This window comes from Reyranella sp., from assembly GCF_965228225.1.
In the GTDB taxonomy this organism is placed as follows: Bacteria; Pseudomonadota; Alphaproteobacteria; order Reyranellales; family Reyranellaceae; genus Reyranella.
Map to the genome: position 1 here is coordinate 4902058 of NZ_OZ245801.1, position 19864 is coordinate 4921921.

General features: G+C 66.9%; 15 protein-coding genes. 13 read left to right on the top strand and 2 right to left on the bottom strand.

The features are described 5' to 3' along the window. Nucleotides 1-11: 11 nt before the first annotated feature. The 3 genes from ACO07K_RS23815 to ACO07K_RS23825 all read left to right on the top strand — a co-directional run bounded on the left by ACO07K_RS23815 (nt 12) and on the right by ACO07K_RS23825 (nt 5645). Nucleotides 12-3170: an efflux RND transporter permease subunit gene (locus ACO07K_RS23815; protein WP_422032286.1), complete on the top strand. Its 3159-nt coding sequence runs from the start codon at nt 12-14 to the stop codon at nt 3168-3170. Then, nucleotides 3167-4693, top strand: a complete 1527-nt coding sequence (locus ACO07K_RS23820; protein WP_422032288.1) for an efflux transporter outer membrane subunit — start codon at nt 3167-3169, stop codon at nt 4691-4693. The genes ACO07K_RS23815 and ACO07K_RS23820 overlap by 4 nt, the downstream gene beginning before the upstream one ends. 157 nt (nt 4694-4850) lie before the next feature. Next, entirely contained in the window at nt 4851-5645 is a 795-nt protein-coding gene (locus ACO07K_RS23825; RefSeq protein ID WP_422032290.1) for an alpha/beta fold hydrolase, read from the top strand. Between the two features lie 127 nt (nt 5646-5772). Here the strand turns inward: ACO07K_RS23825 and ACO07K_RS23830 are convergent, their stop codons facing one another. Next, nucleotides 5773-6783: a hypothetical protein gene (locus ACO07K_RS23830; protein WP_422032292.1), complete on the bottom strand. Its 1011-nt coding sequence runs from the start codon at nt 6781-6783 to the stop codon at nt 5773-5775. A 112-nt stretch (nt 6784-6895) separates the two neighbouring features. On the opposite strand from ACO07K_RS23830, the gene acnA reads away from it, so the two are divergent. The 6 genes from acnA (at nt 6896) to ACO07K_RS23860 (ending at nt 15332) form a co-directional block, all read left to right on the top strand. After that, nucleotides 6896-9583 (top strand): aconitate hydratase AcnA, encoded by a 2688-nt coding sequence (gene acnA, locus ACO07K_RS23835; RefSeq protein ID WP_422032294.1) that lies wholly within the window; start codon nt 6896-6898, stop codon nt 9581-9583. 20 nt (nt 9584-9603) lie between these two features. Further along, nucleotides 9604-10158 (top strand): DinB family protein, encoded by a 555-nt coding sequence (locus ACO07K_RS23840; protein WP_422032296.1) that lies wholly within the window; start codon nt 9604-9606, stop codon nt 10156-10158. After that, a complete protein-coding gene (locus ACO07K_RS23845; protein ID WP_298307587.1) occupies nt 10158-11279 on the top strand; it encodes an alpha/beta fold hydrolase in 1122 nt (373 codons plus the stop codon). Before ACO07K_RS23840 ends, ACO07K_RS23845 begins: the two co-directional genes overlap by 1 nt. Nucleotides 11280-11285: 6 nt before the next feature. Beyond that, nucleotides 11286-11957 (top strand): nitroreductase, encoded by a 672-nt coding sequence (locus tag ACO07K_RS23850; RefSeq protein WP_422032299.1) that lies wholly within the window; start codon nt 11286-11288, stop codon nt 11955-11957. 85 nt (nt 11958-12042) lie between these two features. Then, nucleotides 12043-13980 carry an acetate--CoA ligase gene (gene acs / locus ACO07K_RS23855; protein ID WP_422032301.1) on the top strand — a complete coding sequence of 646 codons (1938 nt, stop codon included), beginning with the start codon at nt 12043-12045 and terminating at the stop codon, nt 13978-13980. A gap of 8 nt (nt 13981-13988) precedes the next feature. Continuing rightward, nucleotides 13989-15332, top strand: a complete 1344-nt coding sequence (locus ACO07K_RS23860) for an amidase (RefSeq protein WP_422032303.1) — start codon at nt 13989-13991, stop codon at nt 15330-15332. Between the two features lie 128 nt (nt 15333-15460). On the opposite strand, the gene ACO07K_RS23865 is transcribed toward ACO07K_RS23860, so the two are convergent. Then, nucleotides 15461-16096, bottom strand: coding sequence for a flavin reductase family protein (locus tag ACO07K_RS23865; protein WP_422008901.1), 636 nt, complete (start codon nt 16094-16096; stop codon nt 15461-15463). A gap of 94 nt (nt 16097-16190) precedes the next feature. On the opposite strand from ACO07K_RS23865, the gene ACO07K_RS23870 reads away from it, so the two are divergent. The 4 genes from ACO07K_RS23870 (at nt 16191) to ACO07K_RS23885 (ending at nt 19796) form a co-directional block, all read left to right on the top strand. Further along, a complete protein-coding gene (locus ACO07K_RS23870; RefSeq protein ID WP_422032304.1) occupies nt 16191-16769 on the top strand; it encodes an SCO family protein in 579 nt (192 codons plus the stop codon). A 76-nt stretch (nt 16770-16845) separates the two neighbouring features. Next, nucleotides 16846-18066 (top strand): polyhydroxyalkanoate depolymerase, encoded by a 1221-nt coding sequence (locus ACO07K_RS23875; protein ID WP_422032306.1) that lies wholly within the window; start codon nt 16846-16848, stop codon nt 18064-18066. 56 nt (nt 18067-18122) lie between these two features. Then, the gene (locus ACO07K_RS23880; protein WP_422032308.1) at nt 18123-18923 is read left to right on the top strand and encodes a mechanosensitive ion channel family protein; all 801 of its coding nucleotides are present in this window, start codon (nt 18123-18125) and stop codon (nt 18921-18923) included. A 15-nt stretch (nt 18924-18938) separates the two neighbouring features. Beyond that, nucleotides 18939-19796, top strand: a complete 858-nt coding sequence (locus tag ACO07K_RS23885; RefSeq protein WP_422032310.1) for a metallophosphoesterase — start codon at nt 18939-18941, stop codon at nt 19794-19796. Nucleotides 19797-19864 lie beyond the last annotated feature (68 nt).

Consider the following 19864-nt stretch of genomic DNA (forward strand, 5'->3'; position numbering starts at 1 on the left):
ATCGGTTGCCCATGCAATCCATCGTCGCCGCCGCCCTCAAGCAGCGAATCCTCGTCGTCATCCTGAGCCTGGTGCTCTCCGTCGCCGGATTGTTCGCCTACTCGCGGCTGAACATCGAAGCCTATCCCGACCCGGTGCCGCCGCTGGTCGACATCATCACGCAGAATCCCGGCCAGTCTTCGGAGGAGATCGAGCGCTACATCACGATCCCGATCGAGATCCAGATGGCCGGCCTGCCCTATGTCCAGGCCATCCGCACCGTTTCCCTGTTCGGCCTGAGCGATGTGAAGGTGCAGTTCACCTACGACGTGACGTATCAGCAGGCCTCGCAGATGGTGATCAACCGCCTGTCGCAGCTCGGCCCGCTGCCCAACGGCGCGCAACCCACCCTGTCGCCCACCAGCCCGATCGGTGAAGTCTTCCGTTACCGGATCGTCGGCCCGCCGGGCTATTCGGTCTCCGACCTCAAGACATTGCAGGACTGGGTCCTGGAACGCCGCCTGAAGGCGGTCCCCGGCGTCGTCGACGTCACCGGCTGGGGCGGCAAGACCAAGACCTACGACATCACCGTCAACCTCGACCGGCTGCTGGCCTACGGGCTCACCCTGAAACAGGTGCTGGACGGGCTGAACAACGCCAACATCAACGTCGGCGCCAACACCGTGAACATCGGTTCGCAGTCGGCGATCGTGCGCAGCGTCGGCCAGATCCGGTCGATGGCCGACATCCGCAACACGATGCTGACGGTGCGCGACGGTGCACCGGTTCTGGTCTCCGACGTGGCCGACGTCACCGTGGGTCACCAACCGCGGCTGGGCATCGCCGGTCAGAACGGCGACGACGACATCGTGCAGGGCATCGTGCTGATGCGGCGCGGCGCCGAGACCATGCCGACGCTGGGCGGCGTGCTGGCGGAGGTCGACAGGATCAACAACAGCAACGTCCTGCCACCCGGCGTACGCATCGAGCGCATCTACGATCGCAGCTCGCTGGTGAACATCACCACCCACACGGTGCTGCACAACATGGTCGTGGGTGTCTGCCTGATCTTCCTGATCCAGTGGCTGTTCCTCGGCGACCTGCGCAGCGCGCTGATCGTCTCTGCCACGATCCCCTTCGCCCTCCTGTTCGCCGTGGTCGTCCTGGTGCTGAGCGGCGAGTCGGCAAACCTGCTCTCCATGGGCGCGATCGACTTCGGCATCATCGTCGATGCCACAGTGATCATGGTCGAGAACATCTTCCGGCATCTGTCGGAAAGCGATCACCAGACCGGCTCCCAGCGGCGCGCACCGGACGGTCTCACCGGCAAGCTGGCGACGATCTTCAACGCCTCGACCGAAGTGACCCAGGCGATCTTCTTCTCGGCCACCATCATCATCGCGGGCTTCCTGCCGCTGTTCACCCTGTCTGGGGTCGAGGGCCACATCTTCGGACCGATGGCGCGGACCTATGCCTACGCCCTGCTGGGCGGCCTGATCGCCACCTTCACCGTGTCGCCCGCCCTGTCGGCCCTGCTGCTGCCGGACAAGGTGGCGCATGCCGAGACGCGCGCCGTGCGCGCCCTGCGCCGCGCCTACGAAAGGCTGCGCAACGCTGCGCTCGCCAGCCGCAAGGCCACCTTCGCGGCGGGGCTCGGCGCGCTGGCGCTGGCGGGCGGCGCCGGCAGCACGATCGGCCTCGAGTTCCTGCCCAAACTCGAGGAAGGCAACATGTGGATCCGCGCCGTGATGCCGGCCTCGATCTCGCTCGAAGCCGGCAACGACTATGCCAACCGCATGCGCAAGCTCATCAAGAGCTTCCCCGAGGCCGAGACCGTCATCTCGCAGCATGGCCGCCCCGACGACGGCACCGATTCGACCGGCTTCTTCAACGCCGAGTTCTTCGTTCCGCTCAAGCCGGTGGACCAGTGGCGCAAGGGTCTCGACAAGGAAGCACTGATCGCGGAGATCAACAGCGCGCTGGAGAAGGCGTTCCCGGGCGTCGAGTTCACCTTCTCGCAGTACATCCAGGACAACGTCCAGGAAGCGGCCTCCGGCGTGAAGGGCGAGAACTCCGTCAAGATCTCGGGCAATGACCTCGAGACGCTGTCGAAGCTGGGCAACGAGATCAAGTCGGTGCTCGCCACCGTCCCCGGCGTCACCGATCTCGCCGTCTCCGCCTCGCTCGGCCAGCCGACCATCCGCATCGACATCGACCGCGCCAAGGCCGCCCGCTACGGGCTGACGCCGGGCGACATCAACGCCACAGTGCAGGCCGCCATCGGCGGCCAGGCCGCCGGCGACGTGTATGAGAGCGGCAGCGACCGGCACTTCCCGATGGTCGTCCGCCTCGCCTCCCGCTATCGCCAGAGCCTCGACGCGATCAGCCACATCCAGATCGGCGCGCAGGGCGCAAACGGCACCATCACACAGGTGCCGTTGAGCGAGGTCGCCACGGTCGAGCTGGTCTCCGGCGCCTATTACATCTACCGCGAGCAGCAGGAGCGCTACGTTCCGGTGAAGTTCAGCGTCCGCGGCCGCGATCTCGGCAGCACCATCATCGAGGCGCAGCAGCGCGTCGCGGAGAAGGTGCAGATCCCGGGCGGCTACCGCATCGAATGGGTCGGCGAGTTCGGCAACCTCAAGAACGCGCTGCAGCGCCTCGCCGTGGCGGTGCCGATCGCCATCGGCCTGATCGGGCTGCTGCTCTACATGAGCTTCGGATCGTTCCGCGACACGCTCCTGGCCGCGAGCGCCATTCCCATGGCGCTGACCGGCGGCATCCTGGGCCTCTGGGTCACCGACATGTCCTTCAGCATCTCCGCCGCCATCGGCTTCGTGGCCCTGTTCGGCATTGCGGCGATGAACGGCATCATGGTGCTGAGCTGCTTCAACAGGTTGATCGACGGCGGCCGAGACCGCGAGACGGCGCTCTACGAGACCTGCTCCCTGCAGATGCGCCCGGTGCTGATGACCTGCGTGGCGGCCGCCGTCGGCCTGCTGCCCGCCGCCTTCTCCACGGCGATCGGCAGCCAGGTCCAGCGGCCGCTGGCCATCGTGGTGGTTGGCGGCACGCTGCTGGCGCCCTTCCTCTTCCTCACCGTCCTGCCGGCCATGATCGGCCTGTTCTCGCGCCGCCGCGCCCCGGTCCCGGCGTCCCACCCCCACGATACGGTTGCGGAGGCGACATGATGCGACGCTCTCTCCTGGCTACCCTGCCGCTCGTCGCGGCGGGAGCTCTCGCCGGTTGCTCGGTCGGGCCGGACTTCACCTCGCCGGAAGGGCCGAAAACGGCGACCTATCTTCCCGACCAGAAGAGCGACCTGATCGCCGCCGGCATACCGGGCGGCGAGGCGCAGCGGATCGTTCAGAGCATGGACATTCCCGGCCAATGGTGGGGCGTTTTCCAGTCGCCGCAGCTCAACAGCCTGATCGAGCGCTCGCTGCGCGCCAATCCGGACGTGAAGGCGGCCGTGGCCGGCCTTCGGGTGGCCCAGCAGAATGCCCGCGCCCAGCGGGCCACCCTGTTCCCGACCATCCAGGGGACTTTCAACGCCACCCAGAACCAGACTCCCGCCACCCTGCAGTCGGCGACCGCCGACCAGCAGCCGATCTACGGCCTGTTCGTCGCCGGCCTCCAGATCACCTATGCGCTCGATCTCTGGGGCGGCAATCGCCGCCAGATCGAATCGCTCGACGCGCTGGCCGAGGCGCAGTGCTTCCAGCTCGAGGGCACCTATCTCTCGCTGGCGTCGAACGTCGTCGCGGCCGCCATCGTCGAGGCGTCGCTGCGCGGCCAGGTCGAGGCGACCCGGCGCATCGTCGCCACCCAGCGCGACACGCTCGGCATCCTGACGCGCCAGTCGGGCCTCGGCGCCATCCCGGGCGCCGACGTCGCCACCCAGCAGGCCGCGCTGGCGCAGGCCGAGTCCACGCTGCCGCCGCTCGAAAAGGCGTTGGCGCAGCAGCGCAACCTTCTGGCCACCCTGACCGGCCGGCTGCCGAGCGATCCCGTCGCCGAGCATTTCGAACTCAACGACCTCAAGCTGCCGCACGAACTGCCGCTGACGCTCCCCTCGCAGCTCGTCGAGCAGCGGCCCGACATTCGCGCCGCCGAGGCCAACCTGCATGCCGCCAGCGCCCAGGTCGGCGTCGCCATTGCCAACCAGTTGCCGCAGGTCACGCTGGGCTTCGGCCTCAACAGCAGCGCCCTGTCGCTCGGCACGCTGTTCATGCCCGGACTCGCGGGCGCGACCACGGGCGCCAGCGCCATCCAGACGCTGATCGACGGCGGCGCGCTGGCGGCCAAGAAGAGGTCCGCGGTCGCAGCGCTCGAACAGGCCGACGCGCAGTACCAGTCGATCGTGCTGGCGGCCTTCCGCAACGTCGCCGACACGTTGAACGCCCTCGAATACGACGCACTGGCGCTCAAGTCGGCGGTCGAGGCGGAACGGGCGGCGGCCACCGCCCTCACCATCGCGCGCAAGCGCCTCGAACTCGGCGACACGACCTATGTCATCGTGCTGATCGCCGAGCTCACCTATCAGCAGACGCTGCTCACCCGCGTGCAGGCGCAGGCCGCGCGTCTCACCAACACCGCGGCACTCTTCCAGTCGCTGGGCGGCGGCTGGTGGAATCGCGACGGCACAGGCCCGGGGAACGGCCGGTCGCGCTGCAAGCCGCCGGCCTCTCCCTGGTCCATCTCGCAACGCTGAAAGCACGGGGCGGGTGACGCCTGGGCGGCGCTGCGCGAACAGCTGCGAACGACAGATGCGCCCGATGCCGATGACCTGCGCCGCCGCCGTCGTCGGCCGCCCCGCCCGCCATGATCCCCGCCTTGACCGCAAGCCGGCCGCCCCCGAAAAGAGGTCGATGTCCTCGACAGACGAATTCATCGACCTCGGCGACCGGCGTCTGCGGGTGCGCCGCCTCACGCCGGCGCGCGACGACGGGCTCGACCGCACGGTGCTCGTCTTCCTGCACGAGGGCCTGGGCTGCATCGAGATGTGGCGCGACTTCCCCCAGACGCTGTGCGACGCCACGCGCTGCACCGGCGTCGTCTACGATCGCACCGGCTATGGGCAATCGAGCCCGTGGCCGGCCGATCCCGGCGTCCGCTACATGGAAATCGAGGCCGACCTCGTCCTGCCGCGCCTGCTGGCCGCGCTCGGCATCGAGGATTGCGTGCTGGTGGGGCACAGCGATGGCGGCACGATCGCCCTGAACTATGCCGCGACCGATCCCGAGCCGCTGCGGGCGGTGGTGACCCTGGCCGCGCACGCCATCAACGAACCGATCTGCGTCGAGGCCATCGCCAGGGCGCGGACCGCCTTCGCCACCGGCGATCTGCGCCCGCGGCTCGCCAAGTATCATGCCGATGTCGACGGCGCCTTCCGACTGTGGGCGGATGCCTGGGTCTCGCCCGGCTTCGAGCCAATGGACGCGACCGGCCGGCTGCCGGGCGTCGCCGTGCCGGTGCAGGCGATCCAGGGCGAGGACGACGAGTACGGCACCGAACTGCAACTCGGCATCATCGCCGGCAAGGTCGGGGGCTATTGCGAGACGCGGCTGGTCCCGGACTGCGGCCACAGCCCGCACCTGCAGCAGCCTTCCTATGTCCTGTCGGAGATCACGCGCTTCGTGTCGCCCCTGGCCCTGCTGGGGTAGAAGCCCACCACTGTCGTCCTGAGCGCAGTGAAGGACCTGACGGATCGACCAAAGTACTACGTGGCTGGCGCGAGATCCTTCGCTGCGCTCAGGATGACAGACAGAGAGTCGCCAGCTGCATGCTGTGTTAAAGCCGCTTCAGCTCGCTCGACGCCGCCCAGTTGAACTCCGAAACGGTCGGGCAGCGGGCCTGGGCAAGCTGGAATTGTTCGCGGGCGCGCTGCTTGTCGCCGCGCCGCACCGCGTCGATGCCGATGAAGAAGGCCGCCGGGCATTTGCCGTTGTTCCGCTTGGCCCCGTCATCGGCTTCGGCGGCGACCTCGAGTTCGCCGGGCGACCCCTTGCCCATCAGGAACCGCAGGATCGGCCCCGGCCATTCGTTCAGGCTCTCCGCCCCCACGTCGCGCACAAGGGCCGCGCGCGCATCGCGCCGGGCGCGGACCTGGGCAGCATAGCGCCAGAGCAGCGGCGCCTGCTTGGTCTTGAAACTCGGCCGGCCGGCCAGCGTGGCGTCGAAATCGTCGGCCGCCTGGGCGTAGTTGCCGAGGTTGAAGTTCGCCATGCCCCGAAAAAAGAGCGCCGACCGCCGCTCGCCCGGCGTCTGGGCGCCGGCCAGGGCCGCATCGAGCAGGCCCAAGGCGCGCGGGAAGTCGGCGATCTGCATGTAGACCTGGGCCTGGGCGATCGTCAGGGACGGGTCGCCGGGCTTGCGTTGCAGGGCGCTGTCCAGGGTGCGGAGCGCCGCCGCCCGGTCGCCTCCCCCTGCCAGGCCCGGCATCGTGCTCGAAAGCACGACCTGCCAGTCGCCGGGCAGGACGCGGCCCATTTCGGCGATGTCCTTCTGGCTGTCGGCCTCACGACCGAGGCGGGCGAGCTGGAAAGCGCGGATACTGAGATAGATCGACCGGTCGAAGGCCGAGAGCTGCGACGCCGAGAGGATCTTGTTCAGCGATTCGAGGGTGGACCCGCCATTTCCGCCCGTCGCACCGGGCAGCGAAGGGGCGGGCGACCCGCCGGATGAGAAGCCGCGGGCGCTGGGATCCCAGGACTCGACCGCATTGCGCTGAGCGAGCGCCTCGCCCGTCAGCGTCAGGAACGCTGCAAGAACCCCAAATACGTGACCTATTTGACGTCGCATGCCTCCAATCTGGCACAATGGCCGCAAAGCCGCATCCGCCGATTGCCTGTGGAGGTGCATGCCCCTATTTTGCGCCACATCCGCAGAGAACCGACCTTCCAGGAGTGTAGATATGGCCGCCGCCCATCCAAATAGCTTCAAGGCTCGAAAGACAATGAAGGTCGGTAGCCGCAGCTATACCTATTTCAGCCTGAAGGCGGTCGAGAAGGAAGTCGGCGACCTGTCCCGCCTGCCCTTCTCGCTCCGCGTGCTGATGGAAAACCTGGTGCGCAACGAGGACGGCACGACCGTCAAGAAGACCGACATCGCCGCCTTCGCGGACTGGATCAAGAATGGCGGCCGCTCCACCAAGGAGATCAACTTCCGCCCCGCCCGCGTGCTGATGCAGGACTTCACCGGCGTCCCCGCCGTGGTCGACCTCGCCGCCATGCGCGACGCCATGGGCAAGCTGGGCGGCGACGCCAAGAAGATCAACCCGCTGGTTCCGGTCGACCTCGTGATCGACCACTCGGTGATCGTCGACAATTTCGGCAATTCGAGCGCCTTCGGCGCCAACGTGAAGCTGGAATACGAACGCAACCTCGAGCGCTACCAGTTCCTGCGCTGGGGCGCGATGGCGTTCGACAATTTCCGCGTCGTCCCGCCGGGCACCGGCATCTGCCACCAGGTGAACCTGGAATACCTGGCGCAGGTGGTCTGGACCAAGAAGGAAGGCAAGGAGACGATCGCCTATCCCGACACGCTGGTCGGCACCGATTCGCACACCACGATGGTGAACGGCCTGGCCGTGCTGGGCTGGGGCGTCGGCGGCATCGAGGCCGAGGCTGCCATGCTCGGCCAGCCGCAGCCGATGGTCATTCCCGACGTCGTGGGCTTCAAGTTGACCGGCAAGCTCAAGGAAGGCGCGACCGCGACCGACCTCGTGCTCACCGTCACGCAGATGCTGCGCAAGAAGGGCGTGGTGAACAAGTTCGTCGAATTCTACGGCGACGGCCTGGCGGACCTGCCGCTGGCCAACCGCGCGACCATCGCCAACATGGCGCCCGAGTATGGCGCGACCTGCGGCTTCTTCCCGGTCGACGACATCACGCTGGGCTACCTCAAGACGACCAACCGCGGCCCGGCCGCCAAGCTCACCGAGGCCTATGCCAAGAAGCAGGGCCTGTGGCGTTCGAAGAAGTCGCCGGAACCGGTCTTCACCGACACGCTCTCGCTCGACCTGGGCGACGTCGTGCCGAGCCTCGCCGGCCCGAAGCGCCCGCAGGATCGCGTGCCGCTCACGGAAGCCGCCCAGCAGTTCGTCGCGAACATGGAGAAGGAATTCGACCGCACGGACGACGGCAAGCGCATCAAGTGCGAGGGCACCGATTATGACCTCGGCCACGGCGACGTGGTGATCGCGGCCATCACCTCCTGCACCAATACCTCGAACCCCTACGTCATGCTGGGCGCCGGCCTGATCGCGCGCAACGCGGTGAAGCTCGGCCTCAAGGTCAAGCCGTGGGTGAAGACCTCGCTGGCCCCGGGCTCGCAGGTCGTGACCGAGTACTTCGAAGCCTCGGGCCTGCAGAAGGACCTGAACAAGATCGGCTTCAACCTCGTGGGCTACGGCTGCACCAGTTGCATCGGCAATTCAGGCCCGCTTCCCGACCCGGTCACCAAGGCGATCGGCGACGGCGACCTGGTCGTGAGCTCGGTCCTCTCGGGCAACCGCAACTTCGAGGGCCGCGTCAATCCGCTGACCCGCGCCAACTACCTCGCCTCGCCCATGCTGGTCGTCATCTATGCGCTGGCCGGCTCGATGAAGATCGACATCACCAAGGACCCGATCGGCACCGGCAAGGGCGGCAAGCCGGTCTATCTGAAGGACCTGTGGCCGTCGAACCTGGAAGTCTCCAAGACCGTCGACAAGTTCGTGACGGCCAAGGCCTTCAAGAAGCGCTACGCCAATGTCTTCGAGGGCGATCGGTTCTGGCGCGGCATCAAGACCAAGCCCAGCCTGACCTACGCCTGGGACGACAAGTCGACCTATGTGCGCAACCCGCCCTACTTCGAAGGCATGGGCAAGACCCCGGCGGCCCTGTCCAACATCACGGGCGCCCGCCCGCTCGGCCAGTTCGGCGACTCGATCACCACCGACCACATCTCGCCCGCCGGCTCGATCCGCAAGGACAGCCCCGCCGGCAAGTACCTGATGGAGGAAGGCGTCGAGGCCAAGGACTTCAACCAGTACGGCACGCGCCGCGGCAATCACGAGGTGATGATGCGCGGCACCTTCGCCAACATCCGCCTCAAGAACGAGATGGTCCCGGGCATCGAGGGTGGCTTCACCCACCACTACACGACCGACCAGCCCGAGCCGATCTACGACGTGGCGATGCGCTACAAGAAGGAGCACACGCCGCAAGTCCTGATCGCCGGCAAGGAATACGGCACCGGCTCGTCGCGCGACTGGGCGGCCAAGGGCGTCAACCTGCTCGGCGTCAAGGCGGTGGTCTGCGAGACCTTCGAGCGCATCCATCGCTCGAACCTGGTCGGCATGGGCGTGCTGCCCCTGCAGTTCAAGGACGGCATGACGCGCAAGACGCTGAACCTCACCGGCCGCGAGACCTACGACGTGGGCGGCATCGACGGCGAGCTGAAGCCCGGCATGGACGTGCCACTGACCATCCATCGCCCCGACGGCGCGTCAGAGACGATCACGCTGACCTGCCGCATCGATACGGCGGAAGAGGTCGGCTACTTCAAGAACGGTGGCGTGCTGCACTACGTGCTGCGCAACCTGGCCCACGCGGCCTGACACCGAAGGACACGGGACCCATGGCGACGGGGCTGCCAGGCCATGCCGTCGCCATGGCCCGCAACAACATCTGGGCGAACCACCGGCTGCTCACCGCCTGCAAGGCGTTGACGCCGGAGGAGTTCGCCGCCCCGCGCACCAGCTTCTTCCCGTCGCTGCGCGCCACGCTCAATCATATTCTCTGGGTCGATCTCTATTACATCGATGCGCTGCACCGCGATCCGACGGTGCTGCGGCGCTATCACGACCCGATCACCGACTTTCCCGACGTCGCGTCGCTCTATGACGCCCAGATCGCCAGCGACCGCCGGCTGCTCGCCTTCTGCGAGCGCCAGACCGAGGAAAGCCTGGCCGAAGGCCTGTCGCTGCCGCGCCCCAACCGCACGCCGCCGCCCTCCAGCGTGATCTCGATCCTGGAGCACCTGTTCCAGCACCAGACGCATCACCGCGGCCAGGCGCATGCGATGCTGGCCGGCACCGGCGTGAAACCACCCCAGCTCGACGAGTATTTCCTCGCGGGCGAGCAGCATCTGCGGCGCGACGAGCTGCTGGCGCTGGGGCTCGAGCCGAGCTGATGCGTCCACGCTCTTCCTTTGCCGGTGCGGCCATCGAGGTGAGCGACCTCGCGCGCTCCGTCGCCTTCCATCGCCTGTGGCTGCCGATGCTGGGCTTCCATCGCGTCTGGGCCAGCCCCGACCGGGTGATGTGGTCGCGCGGCTACGACCATTTCGTGATGCGCCAGGCCAAGGACGGCATCTCCTACGGGCCGGGCGCGCTGTGGCTCGCGGTGTCGGCCGAGAGTCGCGGCCAGGTCGACCAGGTGTTCGCCGAGCTGCGTGATGCAGGCGCGGAGATCATCCAGCCGCCGCAGGAACTCGACTATCTCGCCCCCGGTTACTACTCGGTGGGCTTCCGCGATCCCGACGGCGTGCCGATCGAGGTCATGCATCGCTGGGACGACCTGCCCGAGGTTCGCGACGCCGAGCAGGTGCGCGTGCCCGGGCACGGCGTCAGCCTCGGCGGCTACTTCTTCAAACCGGTCGCCGGGCAGCCGCCCTATCCGGCGCTGATCCTGCTGCACGGCTTTGCCGGCCATGCCCACAACATGGTGGGCCTGGCACGCGCCGCCGCCGCCAACGGCTACGCCGCGCTGGCCCTGTCGCTGCGCGGCTGGCTGGGTTCCGAGGGCGAGAACGACCAGGGGCTGCGCCAGCCGCTCGACGTGCTGGCGGCCATCGACTGGCTTTCCAAGCGCCCCCTGGTCGATCGCGACCGGATCGCCCTGGTCGGGGCCTCGATGGGCGGACAGGTGGCGCTGCTCGCCGCCGCCCACAAACCGCCGGTGCGCGCCGTCGCCGCCTTCTTCGCGCCGACCGATCTCGCACGCTGGCGCGAGGCCAATCCCTACATGCGCGACTATCTCGACGATCTGTGCGGGCCCGAAGGCCTTCCGGTGCGCTCGCCGATCCTGCGGGTCGCGCAGATCGACGCGCCGGTGCTGCTGCTGCATGGCGACCGCGACGAGAACGTGCCGGTCGAGCAGTCGCTGGCCATGGCCGAGGCGCTGGTTGCGCACGGCAAGGAAGCCGAGGCCGTCGTGATCCCCGGCGCCACCCACTATTTCACCGAACAGCAGAACGCCGCCGCGCGGCGCATCCTGTTCGACTTCCTGCGTCGTCACCTCACCCGGAGCTAGCCGTCCATGCGCGTGTCAGAAGCCGTCAACTCCCGCCGCTCCATGCGCGTCTTCAAGCCCGATCCCGTGGCCAAGGCCGACATCGAATGGATCATCGAGAACGCCAACCGCTCGGCCTCGAACGGCAACCTGCAGCCCTGGAAGCTCTACGTCACCATGGGCGCGGCGCGGAAGCGGCTCTCCGCGGCGATCCTGTCGGCAATGGATGCCGGCGATAACGGCCCGGGCGCGGAGTACAACGTCTATCCGCAGGAAATGACGCCGGTCTACGATGCGCGCCGCAAGCTGGTCGGCAAGCAGCTCTATACCCTGCTCGGCGTGCCGCGCGGCGACGCGGCCGGGATGATGAAGCAGTTCCGCAAGAACTATGAATTCTTCGACGCGCCGGTCGGCATGATCCTCAGCGTCGAGAAGCGCATGGGCAACGGCCAGTGGATCGATTGCGGCATCTTCCTCGACCAGCTGATGCTGCTGGCGCGCGAGAAGGGCCTGCACACCTGCCCGCAGGCCGCCTTCAGCCGCTACCAGCACGTCGTGCGCCGCGAGCTCAATATCCCCGAGGACCAGACCGTGATCTGTGGCCTGGCGCTCGGCCATGCCGACCCCGACGTGGTGCCCAACAGCCTGATCACCGATCGCGCGCCGATCCAGGACTTCACGACCTGGTTCAGCGAGTGACGCCCAAAGTCGAATTGCCGAGCCCCGCGGCAGCGGGCTAGAACGCAGGTAATTCAAGGCACAAAGCCGAAGCCGGAGGAAAGCCATGGCCGATGAAGTGATCGCCGTCAGCGCGGACTGGGCCAAGCGCGCCTATGTCGACAAGCCCAAGTACGAGGCGATGTACGAGGCCTCGACCAAGGATCCTGCGCGGTTCTGGGAAGAGCACGGCAAGAGGATCGACTGGATCAAGCCCTACAGTCCGGCCGCCGTCCGCGACGTCGACTACAACGGCGACGTCCGCATCCGCTGGTTCCACGACGGCGTGCTGAACGTCTCGGCTAACTGCATCGACCGTCACCTCAGCCATCGCGCCGACCAGACCGCCATCATCTGGGAAGGCGACGATCCGGCGAAATCCGAGAAGATCACCTATCGCAAGCTGCACGACGAAGTCTGCCGCATGGCGAACGCGCTCAAGGAGCTCGGCGTCAAGAAGGGCGACCGCGTCACCATCTATCTGCCGATGATCCCCGAGGCCGCCTATGCGATGCTGGCCTGCACCCGCATCGGCGCCATCCATTCCGTCGTGTTCGGCGGCTTCTCGCCCGACAGCCTCGCCAACCGCCTGGTCGATTGCGACAGCAACGTCGTGGTCACCGCCGATGAAGGTCTGCGCGCCGGCAAGCATGTGCCGCTCAAGGCCAATTGCGACGAGGCGCTGAAGAAGGCGCCCGGCGTGAAGAAGGTGCTGGTGGTGAAGCACACCGGCGGCAAGGTCGAGTGGGACGCCGGCCGCGACGTCTGGTGGCACGAGATCGCCGCCAAGGTGCCGGCCGAGTGCGCGCCCGAGCCGATGGGCGCCGAGGATCCGCTGTTCATCCTCTATACGTCGGGATCGACCGGCAAGCCGAAGGGCGTCCTGCACACGACCGGCGGCTACATCGTCTATGCATCGATGACCCACCAATACGTGTTCGATTATCACGAGGGCGACGTCTACTGGTGCACCGCCGACGTGGGCTGGGTGACCGGCCACAGCTACATCCTCTACGGACCGCTGGCCAACGGCGCCACCACCCTGATGTTCGAGGGCGTGCCCAACTACCCGGACACCAGCCGCTTCTGGCAGGTGATCGACAAGCACCAGGTGAACATCTTCTACACCGCCCCCACCGCCATCCGCGCGCTGATGCGCGAGGGCGAGGCGCCGGTGAAGAAGACCTCACGTGCGAGCCTGCGCCTGCTGGGTTCGGTCGGCGAGCCGATCAATCCCGAGGCCTGGCTGTGGTACCACCGCGTGGTCGGCGACGGCCGCTGCCCGATCGTCGACACCTGGTGGCAGACTGAGACCGGCGGCATCCTGATCACGCCGCTGCCCGGCGCGACGGCGCTGAAGCCCGGCTCGGCGACGCTGCCCTTCTTCGGCGTGCAGCCCGTGATGGTCGATGCCGACGGCAACGAACTGCAAGGACCCTGCACCGGCAATCTCTGCCTGATCAACTCGTGGCCCGGCCAGATGCGCTCGGTCTACGGCGATCACCAGCGTTTCATCGAGACTTATTTCAAGACCTATCCGGGCAAGTACTTCACCGGCGACGGCGCGCGCCGCGACGAGGACGGCTACTACTGGATCACCGGCCGGGTCGACGACGTGATCAACGTCTCGGGTCATCGCATCGGCACGGCCGAGGTCGAGAGCGCGCTGGTCGCCAATACCAAGGTGGCCGAGGCCGCCGTGGTCGGCTTCCCGCACGACATCAAGGGCCAGGGCATCTACGCCTACGTCACCCTGAAGGCCGGCCAGCAGCCCTCCGACGAGCTGCGCAAGGAACTGGTCGCCTGGGTGCGCAAGGAGATCGGCCCGATCGCCACGCCCGACGTGATCCAGTGGGCGCCCGGCCTGCCCAAGACCCGCTCGGGCAAGATCATGCGCCGCATCCTGCGCAAGATCGCCGAGAACGATTTCAGCAACCTGGGCGACACGTCCACGCTCGCCGACCCGATGGTCGTCGACGATCTCGTGAAGCACCGCGGCACGTAAGGACCCCGATGGCCAACCCGACGATCACCCAACTCGCCGCGGACCTGGCCGCCGGCCGCACCACCGCGCGCAAGCTCACCGAAGAGGCGCTTGCCCGCATCGAGGACCCCAGGGGCGAAGGCAAGCGCGCCTTCATCAAGGTCTGGAAGGACCAGGCACTGGCCGCGGCCGACGCGAGCGACGGCCTGCGCAGGGCGGGCCTCGTGGCCTCGCCGCTCGCCGGCATCCCGGTGTCGATCAAGAACCTGTGCGACGTCGCAGGCGAAACGACGCTCTCGGGCTCGAAGGCGCTCGACGATGCCAAGCCGGCCACGGCGGATGCGCCCGTGGTGGCGCGCCTGCGCGCCGCCGGCGCGGTGATCGTCGGCAGCACCAACATGAGCGAATTCGCCTTCTCGGGCGTGGGCTTCAACCCGCATTACGGCACGCCGGGCAATCCGGCCGACCGCACCCGCGTGCCGGGTGGCTCCTCTGCCGGCGCCGCCGTCTCGGTGGCCGACCGCATGGCCGTCGCGGCATTGGGCACCGACACCGGTGGCTCGGTCCGCATTCCCGCCGCGGTCTGCGGCCTGGTGGGCTTCAAGCCGACGGCGCGCCGCGTGCCCATCGACGGCGTCGTCCCGCTCTCGACCTCGCTCGATTCGATCGGGCCGCTCGCCAATTCTGTCGAGGATTGCGCCCTCATCGACGCCGTCTTCGCCGCCGAGTCGATGTCGATTCCCGACGCGGCACCGCTCGCGGGCCTTCGCTTCGCCATCCCCAGGCATTTCGTGATGGACGAGCTCGATCCGACGGTCGCGAAGGCGTTCGAGCGCGCCTGCACGGCGCTGGCGGCCAAGGGCGTGAAGATCGAGCAGATCGACCTCGCCGAGCTGAACGAACTTCCGGCCATCAACGCCAAGGGCGGCTTCGCCGCCTCCGAAGCCTATGCCTGGCACAAGGAGCTGATCGCGCGGCGCGGCCCGGATTACGACCAGCTGGTCTATCCGCGCATCATGCGCGGCAAGGACATGAGCGCGGCCGATTACATCGAGCTGCTGGCGAAGCGCGCCGACCTCTGCCGTCGTGTCTCGGCGATCACCTCGAACTACGATGCGGTGATCATGCCGACCTGCGCCATCGTGGCGCCGACGATCGAGGAAGTGTCGACGCCCGAGGGCTTTACCAAGAAGAACATGCTGCTGCTGCGCAACACCACGGTCGGCAACTTCCTCGACCGCTGCGGCATCAGCCTGCCCTGCCATGCCGCGGGCGAGCTGCCGGTCGGCTTCATGCTGATGGGCGAGGCGATGGCCGACAAGCGCGTGCTCGCGATGGCGCGGTCAGTGGCGCCGGTCGTCGCGGGCAATTGAGCGACTATTCTTGTCATCGCGGGCGGGGTAACCCCCGCCCTGAAGCGCAGCGAAGGATCTCGCGCCCGCTCAGGAGTCCGCTGGTCGTTCCGTCAGGTCCTTCGCTGCGCTCAGGATGACAGTTTGACTCACTGAAACCGCGGATCGTCCGGACGGCGCATCTTCCAGACGTTCTCGACTGTCGTATATTCGCTGTAGCCCAGCCGAGCGACCGGCTTCATCGCCATGATGTCGACCCTGCCGTCCTTCAGGATGGCGTCGTCGATGTGGATGCCGACCACCTGACCCAGCACGATCGAGCCGCGCTTGGCCTCGTGGCCCGGCTCTTCCGGCAGCTCGATCGTCTTCCAGTACTTGCATTCGAGAGCGACCGGCGATTCCTTGACCCGCGGCGGCTTCACGAAGCGGCACGGCTCGGGCGTCAGGCCGGCGAGCTTCATCTCGTCGATGCCGTAGGCCACCATCGCCGTGGTGATGTTCATCTTCTCGCTCATCTCCGCGGTCACCATGTTGACCACGAACTCGCCGGTCTCCTCGGCATTCATGCGGCTGTGCTTGGTCGGCGTGTCGCCATAGGTGCCGGTGATGGCGAAGTAGACCATGGGCGGGAATTCGCCGACGCCGTTGTAGAAGCTGTAGGGCGCGAGATTGACCCGGCCCTGGCCGTCGATGGTGGAGATCCAGCCGATGGGTCGCGGCACGATCAGCGCCTTCAGCGGATCCTGCGGCAGTCCGTGGTCGCGCTTGGCGGCATCGTAGAACATCGAACTTTCCTCTCGGTCGAAACACACAGGCAGAGAGGTTGTGCGACGAGCGGTCCGGCTTGTCGAGCCGGCCGCAACAGCCCATGTTCCCGCCATGTCACGCACCATGAAGGCGCTTCTCGGTGTCTGGATCGCGGCGCTCGTCGTCGCGGCCGGCTGGATCGGCTGGGATGCCACGCAGGGCGGCAAGCCGTCGATCGGCGGTCCGTTCAATCTCGTCGACCAGGACGGCCGCCCCTTCTCGAGCGATCAGCTCAAGGGCAAGCCGACACTGATCTATTTCGGCTTCACCTATTGCCCCGACGTCTGCCCCACCTCGTTGCTGCTGATGGAGACGGCGGTCGAAAGACTGGGACCGGACGCGGCCAAGAAGGTGAATCTCGTCTTCATTACCGTCGATCCCGAACGCGACACGCCGGAGCTGCTCAAGGGCTATGTTCCGAACTTCGGACCGGGGATCATCGGCCTCACCGGCACGCCGCAGCAGATCGCCGATGTCGCCAAGGCCTATCGCGTCTACTACCAGAAAGTGCCCGGCAAGGAGGGATCGCCCTACCTCATGGACCATTCCTCGATCGTCTACCTGCTCGATCGCAACGGCCGCTTCGTCACCCACTTCACCCATGACGCCAAGGCCGAAACCATCGCCAATGCCGTGGGTCGCCTTCTCTAAGCCATTGTTTTTACACAATTGTTGCGTCGCAATAGGGACGTGACATAGGCGGCGCGGGGCGTACAATCCGCCCCCCATGCTTTATCAAGCCTACGAATTCCAGCGCCAGCTCTCCGTCCCCTTGCGGATGTGGGCCAGCGCCCTCGAGCAGGTCTATTCCAGCCCCTACAATCCGTGGGCGGAGACCTGGGTCGGCAAGTCGATCGCCGCCGGCGCGGAGATCATGACGCGCCTCACCCAGAATTACGGCAAGCCGGCGTTCGGGCTGAACACGACGGTGGTCGGCGACGAGACCGTCGCGGTCAACGAAGAGATCCTGTTGCGCAAGCCGTTCGGCCAGCTCCTGCACTTCCATCGCGACACCACCCGTCGCGATCCCAAGGTACTGGTGGTGGCGCCGATGAGCGGCCACTACGCCACCCTGCTGCGCGGCACGGTCGAGGCGCTGCTGCCCGACCATGACGTCCACATCACCGACTGGATCGACGCGCGCGAAGTGCCCCTCAGCCAGGGCAACTTCGACCTCGACGACTACATCGACTACGTCGCGGACTTCTGCCGCTACCTCGGACCCGACGTCCATGTCATCGCCGTCTGCCAGCCCTCGGTGCCGGTGCTGGCTGCCGCCGCGCTGATGGCAGAGGCCAAGGAGCCGCGCCAGCCCAAGTCGCTCACCCTGATGGGCGGGCCGATCGACACCCGCGTCAGCCCGACGGTCCCCAACGACCTCGCCATGCGCAACTCCATGATGTGGTTCCGGCACAACGTCATCTCGACCGTGCCGCTGAACTACCCCGGCGCGCTGCGCCGCGTCTATCCGGGCTTCCTTCAGCTCACTTCCTTCATCAGCATGAATCTCGACCGGCATGTGAATGCGCACATGCGGCAGTTCGAGCATCTGGTGAAGGGCGACGACGATCCGGCAGAGGCTCACCGCGCCTTCTACGACGAGTATCTCGCCGTGATGGATCTCAGCGCCGAGTTCTATCTCCAGACGATCGAGGTCGTGTTCAAGGAGCACCTGCTGCCGCGCGGCGAGTGGGTGAGCCGCGGCCGCAAGATCGATCCGTCCTTCATCGAGACCGCCCTGATGACGGTCGAGGGCGAGCTCGACGACATCTCGGGCGTCGGCCAGACCAAGGCGGCGCATGCGCTGACGCCCAACATTCCGGGCGCGCGGCATGTGCACTGGGAGCAGCCTCGGGTCGGCCATTACGGCATCTTCAACGGCCGCAAGTGGCGCGAACAGATCATGCCGCGCGTTCGCACCTTCATCCGCGAGAACGACGCCCGCTAAGGCCACGCTCGGGTCGGCGGAGGAACCGCCAACGCGTTCCCCACGTTGCCTCCCTCATGGGTATCGAGGAACAGTGGAACAACGCCGCCAACATCATGGTGGCCATGGGCACGACCTATGGCCTTCGCGTCATAGGCGCCATCATCATCCTGTGCATCGGCTGGATGGCATCGCGGCTGCTGTACCGGGCCGTGGTTCGCCTCTGCCAGCAGACGCCGCGCATCGACCGCACCGTTGCCCTCTTTCTCGGTAACGGCGCGCGTTACACCGTCCTCGTCTTCACCTTCGTCGCCGTCCTCACGACCTTCGGCATTGCCACCACGAGCTTCGTCGCCGTTCTGGGTGCGCTGGGCATTGCCATCGGCCTGGCGCTCCAGGGCACGCTCAGCAACCTCGCGGCCGGCATCATGCTGGTCGTGTTCCGCCCGTTCCATATCGGCGACCGGGTCGAGACCGTCGGAGTCACCGGCATCGCGCGTGAGATCAACCTGTTCTTCACGGAGATCGACGGCGACGACAACACCCGCATCATCATTCCCAACGGCAAGCTGTGGGGAGAAGTGCTGAAGGTCCCGACCCGCAATGACACGGCGCGATTGGAATTCCGCGTTCCGCGGCCCGCCAACGAAGACATCGATACCTCGATCTCGCGGCTTCGCGGGACGATCGAGCGGGATGCCCGGGTTCTCAAGGTTTCGGCGATCGGCATCGATACGCTTGAGGCAGACAAGTACACATTGGCGGCACAGGTGTGGACGCAGCGGGAGCAGGCCGTGCAGCTCAAGTACGATCTCAATCGAGGGATCAAGCAGGAGTTCGACCGCGAGCCGGCGGCTGTGGAGCGCCAAACCGGATAGGGCTAGCATGGCCCCATGACCGACCTGCCCGTCACCGTCTCAGACTGGAAGCCCGCCCCCTTCGACCTGAAGGGGGAAACGGTGTTCGCCATCGGCGACGTCCATGGCTGTGCTGCGGAACTCGGCGCACTCCTGAAATCCATTGCCGGACTGGCCGGTGAAGCCGAAGGCCGGCGCCGGCTCATCTATCTCGGCGACATGATCAACCGCGGCCCCGACAGCGCCGGCGTGCTCGACCTGTGGGCCCGCTCCGAGGAAGCGCACGGGGTCGACCATGTCGACCGGCTGATGGGCAACCACGAGATCATGATGATGCTCACGGTGGTCGGCGGGCCGCACGCGCACAAGGCCGAGACCATGTGGCTCAGCAAGCGCATGGGCGGCCATATCCTCCTCGACGAGATGGCGGCCCGTTCCGGCCGTGCGGCAGCCCATGCCGACCAGGCTCTGCTTCACGAGGCGCTCGGCGAGACGGTGGTGCACCGCCTGCAGGGCATGCGGTCGCATGTCCGGCTGGGCAACACGGTGTTCGTCCATGGCGGCCTCGATCCCCATGCCGACCAGGACGAGTTCCTCGCGCGGCCCTGGCTGATCTTCACCGAGGCGCGCTGGGCGTGGATCAATCACGGGTTCCTGGACTGGAAGCAGGGCTTCGGCGGCACGCTGGTCGTCCATGGCCATACGCCGCCCGACAAGCACACGGCGATCAGCGGCATGGAAGACCCGCACCTCTTCGAGGGTGACCGTCTGGGCCTCGACGGCGGCAGCGCCCGTACCGGAATCGTCACCGGTGCGCAGATCGAGGATGGCCGCTATCGCATCCTGAAGGCCGGCATCCCCTTCGAGACACCCGTCTCTTCCAACGCCGAGTGAGCTGAAATAGTTCGGGCCGGCCTGTCGGCAAGAAGCCCGTTCCTGCGTCCTCTGTCCAACAGGAGCCG

Bases quoted from the DNA above. Each gene is read 5' to 3' on its own strand.
- ACO07K_RS23860 (WP_422032303.1), top strand. From the start codon at position 13,989: ATGGCCAACCCGACGATCACCCAACTCGCCGCGGACCTGGCCGCCGGC.
- ACO07K_RS23825 (WP_422032290.1), top strand. From the start codon at position 4,851: ATGTCCTCGACAGACGAATTCATCGACCTCGGCGACCGGCGTCTGCGG.
- ACO07K_RS23840 (WP_422032296.1), top strand. From the start codon at position 9,604: ATGGCGACGGGGCTGCCAGGCCATGCCGTCGCCATGGCCCGCAACAAC.
- ACO07K_RS23875 (WP_422032306.1), top strand. From the start codon at position 16,846: ATGCTTTATCAAGCCTACGAATTCCAGCGCCAGCTCTCCGTCCCCTTG.
- acnA (WP_422032294.1), top strand. From the start codon at position 6,896: ATGGCCGCCGCCCATCCAAATAGCTTCAAGGCTCGAAAGACAATGAAG.
- ACO07K_RS23865 (WP_422008901.1), bottom strand. From the start codon at position 16,096: ATGTTCTACGATGCCGCCAAGCGCGACCACGGACTGCCGCAGGATCCG.
- ACO07K_RS23830 (WP_422032292.1), bottom strand. From the start codon at position 6,783: ATGCGACGTCAAATAGGTCACGTATTTGGGGTTCTTGCAGCGTTCCTG.
- ACO07K_RS23815 (WP_422032286.1), top strand. From the start codon at position 12: ATGCAATCCATCGTCGCCGCCGCCCTCAAGCAGCGAATCCTCGTCGTC.
- ACO07K_RS23880 (WP_422032308.1), top strand. From the start codon at position 18,123: ATGGGTATCGAGGAACAGTGGAACAACGCCGCCAACATCATGGTGGCC.
- ACO07K_RS23870 (WP_422032304.1), top strand. From the start codon at position 16,191: ATGTCACGCACCATGAAGGCGCTTCTCGGTGTCTGGATCGCGGCGCTC.
- ACO07K_RS23820 (WP_422032288.1), top strand. From the start codon at position 3,167: ATGATGCGACGCTCTCTCCTGGCTACCCTGCCGCTCGTCGCGGCGGGA.
- ACO07K_RS23850 (WP_422032299.1), top strand. From the start codon at position 11,286: ATGCGCGTGTCAGAAGCCGTCAACTCCCGCCGCTCCATGCGCGTCTTC.
- acs (WP_422032301.1), top strand. From the start codon at position 12,043: ATGGCCGATGAAGTGATCGCCGTCAGCGCGGACTGGGCCAAGCGCGCC.
- ACO07K_RS23885 (WP_422032310.1), top strand. From the start codon at position 18,939: ATGACCGACCTGCCCGTCACCGTCTCAGACTGGAAGCCCGCCCCCTTC.
- ACO07K_RS23845 (WP_298307587.1), top strand. From the start codon at position 10,158: ATGCGTCCACGCTCTTCCTTTGCCGGTGCGGCCATCGAGGTGAGCGAC.